12 protein-coding genes are annotated in these 16,945 nt (G+C 44.4%); 5 read left to right on the plus strand and 7 right to left on the minus strand.

Features of this window, described 5'->3' with window-relative positions:
- Positions 1-60 precede the first annotated feature (60 nt).
- Positions 61-1,542, plus strand: a complete 1,482-nt coding sequence (locus tag VHA01S_RS04225) for a carboxypeptidase M32 (RefSeq protein ID WP_023403112.1) — start codon at positions 61-63, stop codon at positions 1,540-1,542.
- A 141-nt stretch (positions 1,543-1,683) separates the two neighbouring features.
- Here the strand turns inward: VHA01S_RS04225 and VHA01S_RS04230 are convergent, their stop codons facing one another.
- From VHA01S_RS04230 to VHA01S_RS04250, 5 genes are all read right to left on the minus strand, one after another.
- Complete coding sequence (locus VHA01S_RS04230) at positions 1,684-2,529, minus strand: GGDEF domain-containing protein (protein WP_023403113.1); 846 nt, start codon at positions 2,527-2,529, stop codon at positions 1,684-1,686.
- Positions 2,530-2,829: 300 nt separating this feature from the next.
- A complete protein-coding gene (locus tag VHA01S_RS04235; protein ID WP_023403114.1) occupies positions 2,830-3,318 on the minus strand; it encodes an outer membrane beta-barrel protein in 489 nt (162 codons plus the stop codon).
- Positions 3,319-3,392: 74 nt separating this feature from the next.
- Positions 3,393-7,298: an ATP-dependent RNA helicase HrpA gene (gene hrpA / locus VHA01S_RS04240; protein ID WP_039970142.1), complete on the minus strand. Its 3,906-nt coding sequence runs from the start codon at positions 7,296-7,298 to the stop codon at positions 3,393-3,395.
- Positions 7,299-7,410: 112 nt separating this feature from the next.
- Positions 7,411-8,727 carry a MipA/OmpV family protein gene (locus VHA01S_RS04245; protein ID WP_373277882.1) on the minus strand — a complete coding sequence of 439 codons (1,317 nt, stop codon included), beginning with the start codon at positions 8,725-8,727 and terminating at the stop codon, positions 7,411-7,413.
- 161 nt (positions 8,728-8,888) lie between these two features.
- Entirely contained in the window at positions 8,889-9,578 is a 690-nt protein-coding gene (locus tag VHA01S_RS04250; protein ID WP_052029574.1) for a sulfite exporter TauE/SafE family protein, read from the minus strand.
- A gap of 138 nt (positions 9,579-9,716) precedes the next feature.
- Here VHA01S_RS04250 and VHA01S_RS04255 point away from each other — a divergent pair, with 138 nt between their 5' ends.
- On the plus strand, positions 9,717-10,166 hold the full coding sequence (locus tag VHA01S_RS04255; protein ID WP_023403118.1) for a tellurite resistance TerB family protein: 450 nt from the start codon (positions 9,717-9,719) through the stop codon (positions 10,164-10,166).
- 51 nt (positions 10,167-10,217) lie between these two features.
- On the opposite strand, the gene VHA01S_RS04260 is transcribed toward VHA01S_RS04255, so the two are convergent.
- On the minus strand, positions 10,218-10,748 hold the full coding sequence (locus VHA01S_RS04260) for a 3'-5' exonuclease (protein WP_023403119.1): 531 nt from the start codon (positions 10,746-10,748) through the stop codon (positions 10,218-10,220).
- A gap of 151 nt (positions 10,749-10,899) precedes the next feature.
- Between VHA01S_RS04260 and VHA01S_RS04265 the strand changes: the two genes are divergently transcribed.
- The 3 genes from VHA01S_RS04265 to VHA01S_RS04275 all read left to right on the plus strand — a co-directional run bounded on the left by VHA01S_RS04265 (position 10,900) and on the right by VHA01S_RS04275 (position 16,277).
- Entirely contained in the window at positions 10,900-11,532 is a 633-nt protein-coding gene (locus VHA01S_RS04265; protein ID WP_023403120.1) for a DUF2760 domain-containing protein, read from the plus strand.
- Entirely contained in the window at positions 11,532-13,376 is a 1,845-nt protein-coding gene (locus VHA01S_RS04270; RefSeq protein WP_023403121.1) for an Hsp70 family protein, read from the plus strand. The genes VHA01S_RS04265 and VHA01S_RS04270 overlap by 1 nt, the downstream gene beginning before the upstream one ends.
- Before the next feature lie 69 nt (positions 13,377-13,445).
- Entirely contained in the window at positions 13,446-16,277 is a 2,832-nt protein-coding gene (locus tag VHA01S_RS04275; protein WP_023403122.1) for an Hsp70 family protein, read from the plus strand.
- A 114-nt stretch (positions 16,278-16,391) separates the two neighbouring features.
- Here VHA01S_RS04275 and nadS read toward each other — a convergent pair whose 3' ends face one another.
- A complete protein-coding gene (gene nadS / locus VHA01S_RS04280) occupies positions 16,392-16,676 on the minus strand; it encodes a NadS family protein (protein WP_023403123.1) in 285 nt (94 codons plus the stop codon).
- Between the last annotated feature and the right edge of the window lie 269 nt (positions 16,677-16,945).

A 16,945-nucleotide genomic window follows, 5' to 3' on the forward strand; every position in this document is an offset into this window, starting at 1 on the left:
CTAGGTGTAACGCGGGAAGTTTGATAGTCTAAACCAATTCAATACGGTTAAGGAAGAGATATGTCTGCATTTAAATCACTCAAGGACCATTTTCAAACAATAGATAACTTTGCTCACCTACACGCGATCTGCGGTTGGGATGCTGCGGCTATGATGCCTAGTGGCGGAAACGAGGCACGCTCTCGCGCTATGGCTGAACTTTCAGTGCACGTACACAGCTTAAAAACCCAGCCACAACTGGCAGAATGGTTTGATAAAGCCAGCGATGAAAGCTTATCTGTAGATGAAGTTGCACAGCTTCGTGAAATGAAACGTAATTGGCAGATGTCAAACATCATTCCAAAAGAGCTAGTCGAAGCCAGCTCTTTAGCCGGTTCAAAATGTGAACACGCTTGGCGCACCCAAAGAACCAACAATGACTGGCAAGGTTTTGCTAAAAACTGGCAACCAGTGGTCGCTCTGTCTCAAGAAGAAGCACAGATACGCGCTCAAGCCACAGGTCTTAGCCCATACGATGCCATGCTAGGTATCTACGAACCGGGTACAAGCAGTGAAGCTCTTACGCACACCTTTGATAACGTAAAACAGTGGCTACCAAATCTAATCGACCAAGTCATTGAAAAACAAAGTAAAGAGAGCATCATTCTTCCTAGTGGCACTTTTGATACAAGCAAACAAAAAGCGCTTGGCCTTGAAATCATGAAGCTACTGCAATTTGATTTCACCCACGGACGACTTGATGAAAGCGTGCACCCGTTTTGTGGCGGCGTGCCAACAGATGTACGGCTGACCACTCGTTACGACGAAAACGAATTTATGCAATCACTAATGGGTATCGTCCATGAAACAGGGCACGCTCGTTACGAGCAAGGATTGCCAAAAGCCCTTGCAGGAAACCCAAGTGGCACAGCTCGCTCTATGGGCATCCACGAATCTCAATCACTCTTTTTTGAAATGCAAATGGGACGAAGTGCACCGTTTATTCACCATCTAAGTCAATCAGCGGCAAAACACTTCCCAGAACATGACGCTCAATTGTTTGAATCATCGAACCTAAATAAACTGTACACCCGCGTGAAGAAAGACTTCATCCGTGTCGACGCCGATGAACTCACCTACCCCGCGCACGTTATCCTACGCTTTGAAATCGAACGCGATCTCATCAACGGCAACATTTCATACCAAGACGTGCCAGAGCTTTGGGACAGCAAAATGCAGTCTTACCTTGGTCTATCGACCGCAGGTAATTTTAAAAATGGCTGTATGCAAGATATTCACTGGACAGATGGCAGTTTCGGTTATTTCCCTAGCTACACATTAGGTGCAATGTACGCAGCACAATTCATGGCAGCGATGAAGAAAACCGTCGATGTAGATGCGGTGCTACGTTCAGGCGAACTGACGCCAATCTTTGATTGGCTATCTAGCAATATCTGGAGCAAAGGCAGCTTGTTGACCACTGATGAACTGGTAAAACAAGCCACAGGCGAGACGTTAAATGCTGAGCACTTTAAACAGCACTTAATGAACCGCTACTTATAACACCTATTAGGGGTTACATTTTCCGCTTCTTGGAACATGTAACCCTAAGAGCCATATAATAATCCCAATTCTGTCCTTTAAAATGGCCATCATTCAATGATGTTCCTCATCTTGAATAGCACATCATCTAGACCTAAATACTTACGAAGAACACAACGAATCAAAATGACACAGATTGTTCCTGCCATTTTTCTTGACTGCGTATAACGCTTTATCTGCTTGGGCAAACAGCGCATGAAAGTTTATGTTGCTTCTTGGAGAAACGGTAGTGCTTCCGATGCTGAGAGTGATTTCAATAGTGGATTGCGCCGTGGCGATGGATAGGGGTTTGTGTAGTCTGGTCATGACTTCATTGGCTTCTACTTTATTGGTGTTTGGGCACAAAATAATAAACTCGTCCCCTCCCCAACGGCCTAATAAATCATAACGGCGTATTAAATGGCCTAAATGCTGCGCAACGCCAATAAGAACTTCGTCACCCACTTGGTGGCCATAGGTATCATTAACCAATTTGAAGTGGTCGATATCAATTAAAATTAAGGATGTGTTGTTTTTTGAGCGTTTAGCTCTATCTAATTCTTTTTTGGATAGCCCTTCCATAGCGCGTTTATTGAAAATATTAGTCAAAGGTTCAATCTCTGCGACTCGACGTTGGTATCGAAACATTTTATGGATACCAAATGCGATAAGCATCAGGCCAACAATGGATAAAAGGTCAAACACAAAAATATCAAAAATAACATTGTTTTGAAAAAACCATTGGAACTCGCCGATAACTTCAAGACATTCAAAAAACTCACAAATGATAAGTGCGATTAAGCCAATATTAACTGTAATATCTAACGTACGATGGCCATATACGAAAATGCCACAGAGCAAAATAAACGCTATCGACTCTAAGACGAAATCGGTGATATTCATGACATCAAAACTAGCGAATAAAATGCTAGGAAGCAGTACGCTAAGTCCAATAAAAAGGCTGTTCATCCCAGATATCTTCTCCTACTAATGGTCGAGAAAGGCGCAAGATAGTTGCGGAAAATAGATAATTATAGTGATTGCATGTTTAACATTAGCGTATACAAAAGCGAATACCAGATGAGTACGCTAAAAATAGAAGGATAATGTGACAACTTGACGCAAACATCGTTGATAATGGATATATCCTTGTTAAAAACAAGGGATTGTAATCGAGTAAATCCTACGATCTATTGCTAGATGACGGGCAATAAAAATGCTCCGTTCAGTTCAATAGGAGCATTTTTCATTCAAACCAAACTTATGTGTTTATAAGAAGTGGAATGTTGCGTTGAGCGTGTAAGAATCCACGTTGCCGCCGCTGACTTCAAAGTTTTGGTAACCCGCACCTACTGAAATCATGTCGATAACAAAGTATTCAACGCCCACACCGTACATCAAATCGTAACCATCATCGTCTTGTGCGCCTGCTTTGCCACTCAAGTCGTAACGGTGAGCACCTAAACGTCCATATAGGTGTACTGGGCCTAAATCGATGCTTGGTTTAATGCCTGCGTAAAACGATTGGAAATCGTATGTTTCAGGGCCTACATCAAATGAACCCAGTTTCCAGTAACCTGCTTCTACGCCGATAATAGGTAAAATACCTGTACCTACATGGAAACCAAAGGTAGAGGTTTTATCGCTTTTAAAAGAAGACTGACCTACAGAGCCACCTGCATACAACCAAGAATCTGCTGCTGCCATTGAAGAAACGCCCATTAAGGCTATCGCAAGAGCATATTTACCGTACTTCATTCTAACTTCCTGTTTTGTTAGTGCTTTTGAATCATATTATTATGTATCACAAATTGGATATTCGCAGTAAAGATTTACACATTTTCAATCGCATTACGAATACGTTTATCCGAAATTGGATAAGGTGTACCCAATTGCTGCGCGAAAAAGCTCACTCTAAGCTCCTGCAACATCCAGTGAATTTCTTTAACCGAATCTGGCACTGCCGTACCTTTCGGGATTTTGTTTTTCAATTCTTGATATTCGCGCGCCACTGTTTCAATTTTTAACAGTTGTAATCGGTCGCGATTAGGATCAATCGGCAGTTTTTCCATGCGTCTTTCGATTGCTTTCATATAGCGTAGGATATCCGGCAGTTTCTTCCAACCGCAATCGGTGGCAAAGCCCTTATATATCAAGCCTTCAACTTGCGCTTTAATATCAGAAAGAGCAAACGCCATACTTAAATCAACGCGGCCTTTGAGCTTCTTATTGATATTAAAGGCTGTGGTCAGAATCGTCTCCACTTGTTGCGCAATATGCACCACAGTATCACCCAACTCGGCGCGTACATGCTCTTTCAACGCTTCAAATTGCTCAGGTTGCCATACTAGACCGCCCTGCTCTTCGATGAGTTTGTCGACGCCACAGGCAATACAATCATCAATCAGATCAAGTACTTTTCCATAAGGGTTAAAGTACAAGCCAAGTTTAGATTTATTCGGCAAGTTCTGATGCAGATACTTGATCGGCGACGGCACGTTTAGCAAAACCAAACGGCGCTGACCGGCGCGCATCGCTTGTTGCTGTTCAAACTCAGTTTCAAACAGTTTTATCTCAACACTTTGCTTGGCATCCACAATCGCAGGATAGGCTTTGACTTGATAGCCACCGCGTTTTTGCTCGTACACTTTCGGGATTTCGCCAAAGCTCCACGTATGCAGATCTTTTTGTTCAATATCGTCATCCGCAACTTTAGATAAGGTTTGCTGAACCTTATCTTTTAGGCTGTCTTTAAGCTCATACAGATCGGCGTGTTCTTTGAGCTTACGATTGCGATGATCCACCGCGCGGAACGTCACTTTTAAGTGATCAGGAATTTGCTCGAGCTTCCAATCATCACGCACCACTTCCACACCCGTCATGCGGCGAAGCTCTTTTTCTAAACTGTCCAGTAGCGGCGCTTCTAACGGCGTCACTCTAGACAAGAAAGCATCGGCGTAGTTTGGCGCAGGCACAAAGTTTCGACGCAATGTTTTAGGCAGTGATTTAATTAACGCCACCACCAATTCATGACGCAAACCCGGTATTTGCCAATCAAAACCTTGTGGCTGGATTTGGTTTAACACGGGCAATGGAATGTGCACTGTGACACCGTCACTATCATCACCGGGTTCAAATTGGTAACTGAGCTTAAGTTTGACGCCGTTTTGGTGCCAAAAGTTAGGATAATCCAACTCTGTGACATGCGAAGCATCGCCTCTAAACAGCATCTCTTTTTCAAAGTTAAGTAACTCAGGAGAGGTTTTGCGCTGTTTGTTCCACCACGAATCAAAATGACGACCTGAAATAGCCTCAGTAGAGACACGTTGATCGTAAAAATCAAACAGCTCATCGTCATCCACCAAAATGTCACGGCGACGAGACTTGTGCTCAAGCTCTTCCACTTCTAGCAATAATTTACGGTTTTGCTTAAAGAAAGTGTGTTTTGTTTCCCAATCACCCTCTACCATCGCTGAGCGAATAAAGATTTCGCGACACAGCACAGGCTCTATGAGCCCATAATTAACGGTACGTTTTGGAATAATTGGGATTCCGTATAACGTCACTTTCTCATGCGCTTGTACAGCCGCTTGTTTCTTCGACCAATGCGGTTCGCTGTACGAGCGTTTAATCAGGTGCTTAGCCAGAGGCTCAATCCATTCTGGTTGGATTTTTGCCACGATGCGCCCCCAAAGACGTGACGTTTCCACCAGCTCGGCGGTCATCACCCATTTAGGTTGCTTCTTAAATAAACCAGATGCTGGGAAGATATGAAAACGTGCGTTTCGCGCACCTTGATATTCATTCTTCTCTTGGTCTTTCATACCAATGTGCGACAACATGCCACTAAGCAGTGCACAGTGCACCGCTTCGTAATCGGCTGGGTTTTGGTTGACTTGAATATTCAGCTCACGCAAAGACTGGCTGAGTTGAAAATACAAATCTTGCCACTCACGGACTCGTAAGTAATTTAGGTAGTCTTGCTTACATTGGCGTCGAAACTGGTTACTTGAAAGCTCACTTTGCTCAGTTTTAATGTAATCCCATAAATTCACAAAGCTGATAAAATCTGAGTCTTTATCAAAGAACCGACGATGTTTTTCATCCGATGCTTGCTGTTTATCACTTGGGCGCTCTCTTGGGTCTTGAATAGACAATGCCGAGGCAATAATCATCACCTCTTTAGCACAGCCCAAACGAGGCGCTTCAATCACCATTCGACCTAAGCGTGGATCGATCGGCAGTCTTGAGAGTTTGCGGCCAATATCGGTAAGGCGTTTACGTGCATCTTTAGCGTTGGCATTAATTGCACCAAGCTCTTCTAACAGGCGCACACCATCTTGAATGTTGCGACGATCGGGCTTTTCTACAAATGGGAATGCTTCGATATCCCCCAGCCCCAAGGCGGTCATTTGCAAAATAACCGACGCTAAGTTGGTTCTTAAAATCTCAGGGTCGGTAAATTCAGGACGAGATAAGAAATCCTCTTCTGAATACAATCGAATACAGATACCTTCTGCCACACGACCACAACGACCTTTACGCTGATTGGCGCTGGCTTGTGAAACAGGCTCAATAGGCAGGCGTTGCACCTTAGTGCGGTACGAATAGCGGCTAATACGCGCCGTACCGGGATCGATAACATAACGAATCCCCGGCACAGTCAGTGACGTTTCAGCTACGTTGGTGGCCAGTACTATGCGACGCCCAGTGTGCGATTGAAAGATGCGATTTTGTTCTGATGATGACAATCGCGCGTACAAAGGAACAATCTCAGTGCCTCTTAAATTACGCTTAGAAAGTGCATCAGCGGTATCACGAATTTCGCGCTCACCATTCATGAAGATAAGGATATCCCCTAATCCTTCGTCACATAGCTCGTCTACCGCTTGGAAAATACCTTCCATTTGGTCGTGATCGTCATCATCGTCACCTGAAAGTGGACGATAGCGCGTATCTACCGGATAAGTACGTCCCGACACTTCGATGATCGGTGCGTTATTAAAGTGTTTAGAAAAGCGTTCTGGATCGATCGTGGCCGAAGTAATAATGACTTTTAAATCAGGACGTTTTGGCAAAATATTGCGCAAGTAACCCAAGATAAAGTCGATATTGAGACTGCGTTCGTGCGCTTCATCGATAATGATAGTGTCGTACTGGTTTAGATAACGGTCATGCTGGATCTCAGCCAACAAGATACCGTCAGTCATCAGTTTAATTTGCGTGTTTTCAGAAATTTTGTCGTTAAAACGAACCTTATACCCCACAAACTCACCCAATTGGGTTTCCATCTCTTCAGCGATACGTGACGCAACAGATCGCGCAGCTAATCGTCTTGGCTGCGTGTGACCAATCAAGCCCGTTTTACCACGGCCTAATTCAGCACAAATTTTCGGGATCTGCGTTGTTTTACCTGAACCTGTTTCACCGGCAATAATCACCACTTGGTTGTCGGTTATTGCGTCGGCGATATCATCACGCATTTGGCTGACAGGTAAAATTTCTGGGTATTCGATGGTTGGCGTATTCGTTTGACGCGCCTGCACTGTCATCATTGATTTGGCAATGTCTAAGGCTATTTCATCGAATACGGCGTTTTTCGCGCTCTCTTTTTTGATGCGACTGGCACCTTGGATGCGTTTAGAGAGGCGGAAGCGATCCTTAATCATGCACTCTTTTAGCGCTGATTTTAAAGAAGATGCTGTGTTTGTCTGTTTTTGAGGATGAGATTGGGTCAAAACAATTCCGAACTGATAACTGTGAAAGGTAGAACTGAGTAAATTGTATCACAACAAGCATAAAAAAAGCGTAGGCCATTTAACCTACGCTTTGATTCACGCTTTAGAACGATTAAAAATCGAACTGCACATAGACAGAGTTGTAATTACTGCCGCCTTTTATACGCCCATACTGGGAAGATTTTTCAAAAATCGCGGAACGGTGATGTATGGAGTACCCAAGCCAGACGTTATCCATAGAGCGTGCGTTAAATAGCGAACCTAAATTCGCATCCAAAGAAAAGTCTAAATAATTGAGGAAATTATTTGGCTCATACCCTTTATCATCAAATTCGTTTTGTTCTAAAGAATTGATTTTAGAGGTATACGACATACCCTCGGCGATACCAATACGCCAGTCAAATGGCCAAGTAACCGTATAATACGCCTTAATGGCTAAAACATATTCTTGGCTAGAAGCTTGGTCAGCATGACTCCAATGCCAAGCAAAACCTGGGGTTAGATAAATATCTAAAGGTAAGCCAAATAAATTATCGGTTAAGGGATAACCATAAAATAGACTGGTTAACTGACTGTTGTAAGGATCATCTTCAATATCGCCACTGATAATATCCCCTAGGTTAGAGGGCGTCCCCCAACCATGGGCAATTCGTAAATACGGTTTATTGGATAGATGAGACTTGCGCTCTTTGTCTGGATCATTGAAAAAGCCGACACCCAAGTAATATTCCGTCTGTATCTGTTCATCAATGAGTGAGGTACTGCGTGCATTGCTATCTAAAATCTGCGCATTGACTGCGCCTAATAAATAAAGATTCGACACCACATGATAATAACCTCTTATCCCAACAAAGGTATCGACACCAGCATCAATATCTTGGGTGTTTAACGCATAATAATAGGTATTGAAATCGCTGCTTTTAAAACGTAATGAAGCGTGAGGCTCAAGGGTTAGACCACCAAATTTGTAGTTCGCCTCCGCGCCGAGCGTGGTATACCAGTAGCCATCGGTATCAGACATAGCTTCGGTATAAGCAAACCACTGCTCGTTAAACTGATACTCGGCTCGCAAACCCAAATCTAGGGTATCTGCGCCGTATTTATTTTGAATTTCTGCTGGAATATCGACAAAGCGAATACGCCCTAGCACCGATACATTCCAAGGGCTTTGTTCTGGATTATATAAATACGCCCCCATGGTCAATCCCTTTACATAGACATACTCATTTTCAAAATAAAGCATTGGGATAAAAGTGCTAACTCGCTCGGAATCTTCAAGGTCGAGATCGTTCACATAAGGAATAGACGCTGAGCGCACCACGCCCGCCAACCCCCAAGTTTGCTCTGGATGACGCTCGGAGTCGCTTAATTCAGTGATAGAAGATTGAGACGCTTCTAAAGGTTGTGTCGCTGCATTCTCTTCTGCCATCACATTTGGCGATAATCCAACGAACATAGATGCACTAATCAGCGCTGGTTTGACTGTATTCATAGAGTCCTTTCTATACAAATAACAATAATTTAAAAAATCACTATTAATTATAGAGTTACATCTACAAAACGCGTGAGAATTACCATAACTTTTTGGCGCTAACTCAAACCCTGCCAAATAGCATAGCTACCACTCACTAAACACAATACTAATGATATTCTTCGCATCCACTCTTTTGATATATAATCAACGGTACGCATCGCCACCCAATAGCCGAGAAAAGCCGCCGGGATCAGGGGTAAAGTTAGCCAAACATGCATTAGGGTAAAGCGTCCCACAACCGCTAACACCGTTAACGATATCACCGCACTAAACACAAAAAATGCCGACAGATTGCCGCGCAGATTATTTGCCTCTTGGTGTTGCAGTAGCAAAGCCATTGGCGGCCCACCGATACCTGAGCTCGTCCCCATAAAGCCAGACAAGAAACCGGCAACTAACATGCGTTTGGGCGTAGGCGCAATGCGAAACGGTAATGCACTGACTAATACCGCAAGCAACACAAATGCACCTAAGCCAATTGAGAGCATACTGGCCGAAACATATAGCAAGATTCCCCCGCCAACAATTGAGCCCGGAACGCGGCCATATAGGGCTAATTTTAACCCGCCAATACCAATGTTTTTCCGATATTTAAAAGCGGTAATTAAAGAGATAAATAGCCCCACCAAAGAGATAGGAGCTGGGATATACTCGTGCGAAATATGAAACAACAGAGGTGCTGAGACTATTGCTAAACCAAACCCTATAGTTGTTTGCACAAAAGAGCCCATAAAGATCAAGAGCATGGCTAATAGGGTTGAACTTTCAAAGACACCTAATTCAGGCATTTTTACTCCAAAGTAGTTTTGCAAAATTGAATATTGACTTCATTGGCCTTAATACTGCATATAATGAACATAGATCACAGAATTAAGGACACATGCATGTTTAATAAAATTCAATCACTGTTTAAAGAATTATTAGACGGTAATGACCTAGCCCATCACGCTAAACACCAACCTAAACTGGCTATCGCTGCGCTACTGTGTGAAGTTACCGCAGCCGATCACGAACAAACGCCAGAAGAGTTATTAGCAGAGCAAACCATGCTGCACAAATTGCTAGAAATTACCGAAGAAGAAGCGACCGAACTGCTTGCTAACGCTCGTCAACAAGCCGAACAATCTGTCTCTCTTTACGATTTCACATCGCAATTAAGAGACTTACCAAGAGAGAAGCGCAATCAACTGATCAAAGCCATGTGGACTGTCGCTTATGCTGATGGTGAGCTAGACCCAATAGAAGAGTCAGTTATACGTAAAGCCGCTGAGCTTATTTATGTTGATCACAAAGACTTTGTGAAAGCCAAATTGGATGTTCAGCAGTCGATGTAGAGTTGAGAGTCGTTACTCTCTAGTCTTTGTTCGCTAGTCACAACTCACAACTCACAACATGGTCAGAGCAAGTTTTGCCAAATTGTAAGCGTCGGTATACCCAGAGTGTTGCCGACCTTCCCATTCGATATTCACCGCATCTTGCGCCGCTCTATGACCAATGCGTTTATCTTTCAAACGATGCTGTATTCGATAAAGCGTCGCCAAATTTACAAATTCGACGAATGGAAAATCAATGCCTTTTTCTCGGCATTCATTGCGAAAGATAGTGTCATCCCGACCCCAGCTTGCGTAAATTTTATTCGCACCGCCGAAGTTTTTTATCATTGATTTCATTACCGCTTCTAGCGGTCTGCCTTGCTTTTCTATTTTTCGTGCAGAAATGCCCGTTAATTCGGTGCAGAATGGCGAAATTTCATCATGTTCAGGCTTTACATAGTATTGGGCGCGTTTGACGATTTCTTGCTTACACAGATCGATTTCAGCTAAGCCAATCTCTATGATTTCACCCGTTGTTCCCTTTCCGTTTTCATTCCAGCAACACATTTCTAAATCAAAGCAAACAACTCGATTATAGTTCATTCAATCCTGTTCATTAATGGTCAACATTGCCGGTAAGTCTACCTTAAATAGACACATGCAAACTATAAGTAAATTCATTTAAGTACTTGAATTTCTGCTCAAGAACCCACACATTTAGAGCAATTATAAAATATCCAATGAGACTCTAATCATGATCATCGACCTATCCGTGTTACCGACCACGTTTGATATGCTGCACGCAGGTTTGGCTGCCTCTAGTGTCGTCCTGCTGGCCGTTGCTATTGCCCGTAAGCCAAAAACCATTGAAAAGATTATAGAAAAACCCGTTGAGAAACGTGTTGAAGTTGAAGTACCCGTCGAGAAAATTGTTGAAGTTGAGAAGATTGTTGAAGTTGAAAAAGTGGTAGAACGCGTTGTTGAAGTGCAGTCTAAACTAAAGACAGCCTCGACAGATTCTGCATTACAACTGCTTTCACTTTTACAACAAGAAGCACGTTTAATTGATTTTCTTAAAGAAGACATCTCATCGTTTGCTGATGATGAAGTGGGCGCGGCGGCTCGCGTTATCCATAGTGGCGGTCAAAAAGTATTAAAAGACTACGTCACACTCTCACCAGTGCGTAGCGAAACCGAAGAAACCACAGTCTCTGTTGCTGAAGGTTTTGATGCTCAAGAAATTCGTTTGATTGGCAATGTCACAGGAAAAGCGCCATTTACGGGCACGCTTATCCATAAAGGTTGGAAAGCCGACAACATTGAACTGCCAAAACTGTCTGAAAACTACAACGCCGCAATCATTGCGCCAGCCGAGGTTGAGCTTTAATGAACGAATCAGCAAAATATATCGTCGGTATCGACCTTGGTACCACGCACAGCGTACTCTCTTTTGTTGATAAGCATGACCAAGATGCAAAAGTTGCGGTCATGCCAATTGCGCAGCTAAGCGCACCCGGTCAAGTAGAAAGCCAAAACCAACTTGGCTCATTTATCTATCAGCCAAGTGAACACGAAATGGGCGCGGGCTCTCGCACTCTGCCTTGGACGGATTCACCGGAAGCACTAGTGGGCTCAGTTGCTAGAAAACTGGGTAGCAAAACCCCTATTCGTTTGGTAGCAAGTGCTAAGTCGTGGCTGTGCCATGCCGGCGTTAACCGCCGTGAAGCTTTCTTGCCAGCCGGTAGCCCAGAAGAGATCACAAAAATCTCTCCGCTTCGTGCAACTGAGCTTTATCTAGAACATTTAATGCAAGCGTGGAATCACGCGCATCCTGAGCATCCATTGCAAGAGCAAGATGTCACCATCACAGTACCTGCATCGTTTGATCCTGCGGCGCGCGATCTTACCGCAGAAGCGGCGCGCAATATCAATTTGCACCACTTAACTCTTTTAGAAGAGCCACAAGCGGCGCTGTACAACTGGGTTGAGAAAACCGGTGATGATTGGCGTAACCAACTCAGTGTCGGTGATGTGGTACTGGTGGTCGATGTGGGCGGCGGCACAACCGATTTATCGTTGGTTTCTGTTACCGAAGAAGACGGCAATCTGACTCTAGAGCGTGTTGCTGTAGGTGAACATATCCTACTTGGCGGTGACAACATGGATCTTGCCTTGGCCTATCGCATCAAAATGAAGATGGCGCAAGACGGAAAAGATCTACAGCCTTGGCAAATTCAGTCTATCGTACACGCTTGTCGCGATGCCAAAGAAGCGCTGCTTAACGACAAAGAACTGCAATCAGTACCGATTGTGATTCCGAGTCGCGGCTCTAAGCTAATGGGAAGCACGCTAAAAACTGAGTTAACTTCTGAAGAAGTACAGCAAACCTTAGTCGATGGCTTCTTTCCTATCGTTGATATCGACGAGCATCCAAAACAAGCTCGTCGCGGCGCACTTACCCAAATGGGCTTGCCTTATGCCCAAGATGCCGGCATTACCCGTCATATCGCAGCATTTTTAAGTAAGCAAGCGCAATCTACTGCTGATATGTTTGGCGGTATGTTCGATAACAGCAAACCCGATTTTGTAAAACCGACCGCTATCTTATTTAACGGTGGCGTATTAAAAGCCAATACGCTTTCTGAGCGTTTGTTTGAAGTCATCAACCTATGGCTTAGCGATAGTGATGCGCCAGAAGCTAAACAGCTGCTAGGTTCCGATCTTGATTTAGCAGTCTCTTCAGGCGCTGCTTATTATGGTCAAGTGCGTCAAGGTAAAGGCGTACGTATTCGCGGTGGTATCGCTTCTAGCTACTATGTGGGCATTGAAAGTGCGATGCCTGCCATCCCTGGTATGGCGCCGCCAATGGAAGCACTCTGTGTCGCCCCATTTGGCATGGAAGAAGGCTCAGCAGTTGACGTACCAAGTCAAGAATTTGGTTTGGTGATTGGTCAGCCGGTACACTTCCAATTTTATGGTTCAACCACGCGACGTGAAGACGGCGCTGGTACGCATTTAGATTACTGGCAAGACGGTGAGCTAGAAGAGTTACCAGAAATTCAAGTCACGTTAGATGCCCAAGAAGGCCGTCAAGTGGGTGAAGTAGTAGCAGTCAAACTGGCGGCTAGAGTCACTGAACTTGGCACCTTATATCTAGAAGCCATCGCGCAAGATAACGGTCAAAAATGGCACGTTGAATTTAATGTAAGGGACGACAATCACTCGCATTAATCTATAATGTTCAATCACAGCACTGAGGTCTCAGTGCTGTTTTTTTCTATTCTGCTCAGAGTTAACACTATGGCATCGTCAAAAAAATCTCGCTTTCTAGTTGGCATCGATTTAGGCACAACCAATACTGTTGTCGCCTTTTGTGAAAACAATGAACCTCTTAAAGAGTCGCCGTTACAACTGTTTGAAATACCGCAGTTAGTTGGACAAGGTGAAGTGGCAAAAAGGCCACAGCTGCCCTCTTTTCGTTTTCACGCCACCAAGCAACAGTTTTCCAGTGAGTCATTGCAACTGCCTTGGGAGCAACACAGCGTAGACGGTGACATTGAGCAAGTGATTATTGGTGAGTGGGCACGTGAGCTTGGCTCGCAAGTTGAAGGCCGCCAAGTATCCAGTGCCAAAAGTTGGCTGTCACACAGCAATGTGGATAGAGAATCCGATATCCTGCCTTGGGCAGGCGCCGACGATGTTGATAAAGTCTCACCGGTTATTGCCAGTGCCAGTTACTTAAATCATATTCGTCTGGCTTGGAATCATCAAAACCCAATCAACCGACTAGAAGAGCAAGAAGTGGTGATTACCGTTCCTGCTTCTTTTGACGAAACCGCGCGCAACCTCACTTTAAAAGCGGCGCGCCTTGCTGGATTAGATTCAGTATTACTGCTCGAAGAACCACAAGCGGCCTGTTATGACTGGTACGCGCGCTTTGAGCAGCAACAAAACCCAGATTTATCCGACATTCCGCTGATCTTAATTTGTGATGTGGGCGGCGGTACTACTGACCTCAGTTTAATCAAGGCCAACTACACCGATAATCAGTTAAGCCTTAGCCGCATTGGTGTGGGCGAGCACTTAATGCTCGGTGGTGACAATATTGACTTAGCCCTTGCGCATATTAGTGAGCAAAAGCTAAACAATAAAACCCCAATGAAAGCGCAAACTCTAGGGAAACTGATTTCGCAAACACGCCGCGTGAAAGAAACTTTACTTGGAGTAAATGCGCCTGAAGAAGGCAAAGTGACCTTACTTGGCGGCGGTTCACGTCTGATTGGCGGCGCGCGAAGTGTGGCTCTTAGCAAACAAGAAGTTCAAGAGTTGGGCTTAGAAGGCTTTTTCCCTGACGTTGAATTTGACCAGTTACCGAATCATAAACGTAGCGCTGTGGTGGAATTTGGTCTGCCTTATGTTTCAGATCCTGCTATCACCAAACATGTGGCACAGTTTTTAAATCAGCACCAAGCGGCTTGTCATGACGCTTTAAATACTCAAAGTTCATCCCAAAGTAATGAGAAAGCCATTCCAGTGGCGTTATTGGTCAATGGCGGCGCATTTAACAGTCCACTGATTAAAGCGCGCATGCAAACAGTGCTTGAGCATTGGCGAGGTGATGCCATCACCCTATTGGACAACCCGCATCCAGATTATGCAGTTGCCTACGGCGCAGTGGCGTACAGCAAAGCCAGACGAGGCGCACAGCTAAAAATTGGAGGCGGCAGTCCGCGCTCTTACTTTTTGCATCTGCCAAGTAAAAACAAAAGCCAAGCCTTATGTTTATTGGGCAAAGGCGCAGAAGAAGGCACCGAAGTTCGCCTAACCGGACGACGCTTCGCCCTGACCTTAGATCAACCGGTGCGATTTAACCTATTAACCACCACCATTGATACGCTCAACGATGGCTCTATTCCCAACAACGGCACATTACATGCCGTTGACAGTGATGTGATGCAAGCCTTGCCGCCGTATGTGGCATCGCTCGACAGCGGCAAAGTTGAGGATAGTGAAACGCTATCAGCCAATCAGAAACGCCGCGTGGAAGTGCAACTTAGTAGTAAACTGACCGAGGTCGGCACACTGCAATTAGAATGTGTGGACATCAACGATGACACGTCTCGCTGGCAAGTTGAGTTTGAAGTGCGCAATCAAAAAGCGGTGCAAGAGCAAGAAATTCCCGCTAACTTACAACAATCAAAAGAGCTAATTTCCAAGCTCTACAGTGGCAGCAAGAAGCAAACCGATGTTAAAGAAATCAAGATGCTCGCCAAGCAATTGGAGCGCAACTTAGGAAAACGAGATAACTGGGACGTGACCACGTCACGCCATATTTTCGATGCATTTGCCTTGGGCAAAAAACGCCGTCGCCGCTCTGAACCGCACGAGAAAAACTGGCTACGCCTTGCTGGCTATAGCCTAAGACCGGGCTTTGGCGATCCCGTGGATTCATGGCGCATGGAACAAGTGTGGCCTTTGTATCAACAAAGCATTCAGTTTAAAAATCAACAAGGATGGAGTGATTGGTGGATATTCTGGCGTCGTGTCAGTGGCGGTTTCAATCAAGAACAGCAAGAAACCATCCTTGCCGATATTGCAAAATACTTACACCCCGGCGCATTAAAAAACCCGCAATCTGCTAAGTTAGCCCATGAGCAAGGTTATGAAGCTATGGTGCGTTTGTCTGCGTCCCTTGAGCGACTGCACTTTGATGATAAAACCTTGTTAGCAAACTGGTTTATCAACAAGGCCTGCAATATGGATAGCTATCGTGATGCGCACTGGTGGGCACTGGCAAGACTGGCTAACCGCAGACCACTGTATGGCAGTCAGCACAACGTTATTCCTGTGGCAGACGTTCAAGGTTGGCTAAAAACCTTATTAGATCTGGATTGGAACAAGCAAAAAATGGCCGCTTTCGCTGCGGTAATGATGTCTTGTAAAACCGGTGATAGAACATTAGATATTTCAGAAGAGTATCGTGCGCAAGTCATCGACAAAATCACCACTAGCAAAGTGCCGCAAACTTGGCTACATCTGCTCAATAGTGAAGAATCGTTTGATCAAGAAGAAGCACAAAAAGCCTTCGGTGACACCCTACCCGCTGGATTGCAGTTGCTTAAAGAAGAGTAAAAAGGCAAATAGCCAATCCGCTAAAATGCTCCCTTCTATTTTGCATTTGATTTCGTTTTCGGTATCAAATGTGATAGATAGTTGGGAGTAATAACAAGTCATAAATCAAAACTGTTACGCCAAAGCGCGAATCACCGCTTGTGGATCTTTGGCAAGTACATTCAATAGCACCAACGCCGGACCTCTTGGCGTTCTATCACCGCGCTCCCAATGGCGTAATGTGCCCAAACTAATACCAAACGTAGATGCAAATTCTGCTTGTGTCATTGCCACATTATGACGAAGCGCTTTCACATCCACTGCATCAAATTGATGAACGGTTGCCCCTTTTGTCTTGCCTTCAGCAAATTCAACCGCCTCTAGCAGACCTTGTTGAATACTTTCAAATGCTCTAGTCATACTTGTCTCCAGCGGGTGCTTGATAAATTCACTAAAACGTTGCATTTTTGTTCTGACAACTCTACAACCTCATAATTAACAAACTATAATCCATTGGATTACCTGTGACAAATTTTGCACCCTACATTTACCGTTAGAATGACGCTCTCGTGATCTTATAAATATCTGCAAATACATGGTAAACCATCAAAATTGCACAATAATTATCCTTAAACTTGAAAGTTTTTCTCAGTTGCCTCTGTCCTATTAGAAACTGTCAATGAAACAAC

The organism is Vibrio halioticoli NBRC 102217 (assembly GCF_000496695.1).
GTDB lineage: Bacteria > Pseudomonadota > Gammaproteobacteria > Enterobacterales > Vibrionaceae > Vibrio > Vibrio halioticoli.

Coding starts and splice junctions, on each gene's coding strand:
- VHA01S_RS04225 (WP_023403112.1), top strand. CDS start 61: ATGTCTGCATTTAAATCACTCAAGGACCATTTTCAAACAATAGATAAC.
- VHA01S_RS04230 (WP_023403113.1), bottom strand. CDS start 2,529: ATGAACAGCCTTTTTATTGGACTTAGCGTACTGCTTCCTAGCATTTTA.
- VHA01S_RS04235 (WP_023403114.1), bottom strand. CDS start 3,318: ATGAAGTACGGTAAATATGCTCTTGCGATAGCCTTAATGGGCGTTTCT.
- VHA01S_RS04245 (WP_373277882.1), bottom strand. CDS start 8,727: ATGGCAGAAGAGAATGCAGCGACACAACCTTTAGAAGCGTCTCAATCT.
- VHA01S_RS04250 (WP_052029574.1), bottom strand. CDS start 9,578: ATGCTCTTGATCTTTATGGGCTCTTTTGTGCAAACAACTATAGGGTTT.
- VHA01S_RS04255 (WP_023403118.1), top strand. CDS start 9,717: ATGTTTAATAAAATTCAATCACTGTTTAAAGAATTATTAGACGGTAAT.
- VHA01S_RS04260 (WP_023403119.1), bottom strand. CDS start 10,748: ATGAACTATAATCGAGTTGTTTGCTTTGATTTAGAAATGTGTTGCTGG.
- VHA01S_RS04265 (WP_023403120.1), top strand. CDS start 10,900: ATGATCATCGACCTATCCGTGTTACCGACCACGTTTGATATGCTGCAC.
- VHA01S_RS04270 (WP_023403121.1), top strand. CDS start 11,532: ATGAACGAATCAGCAAAATATATCGTCGGTATCGACCTTGGTACCACG.
- VHA01S_RS04275 (WP_023403122.1), top strand. CDS start 13,446: ATGGCATCGTCAAAAAAATCTCGCTTTCTAGTTGGCATCGATTTAGGC.
- nadS (WP_023403123.1), bottom strand. CDS start 16,676: ATGACTAGAGCATTTGAAAGTATTCAACAAGGTCTGCTAGAGGCGGTT.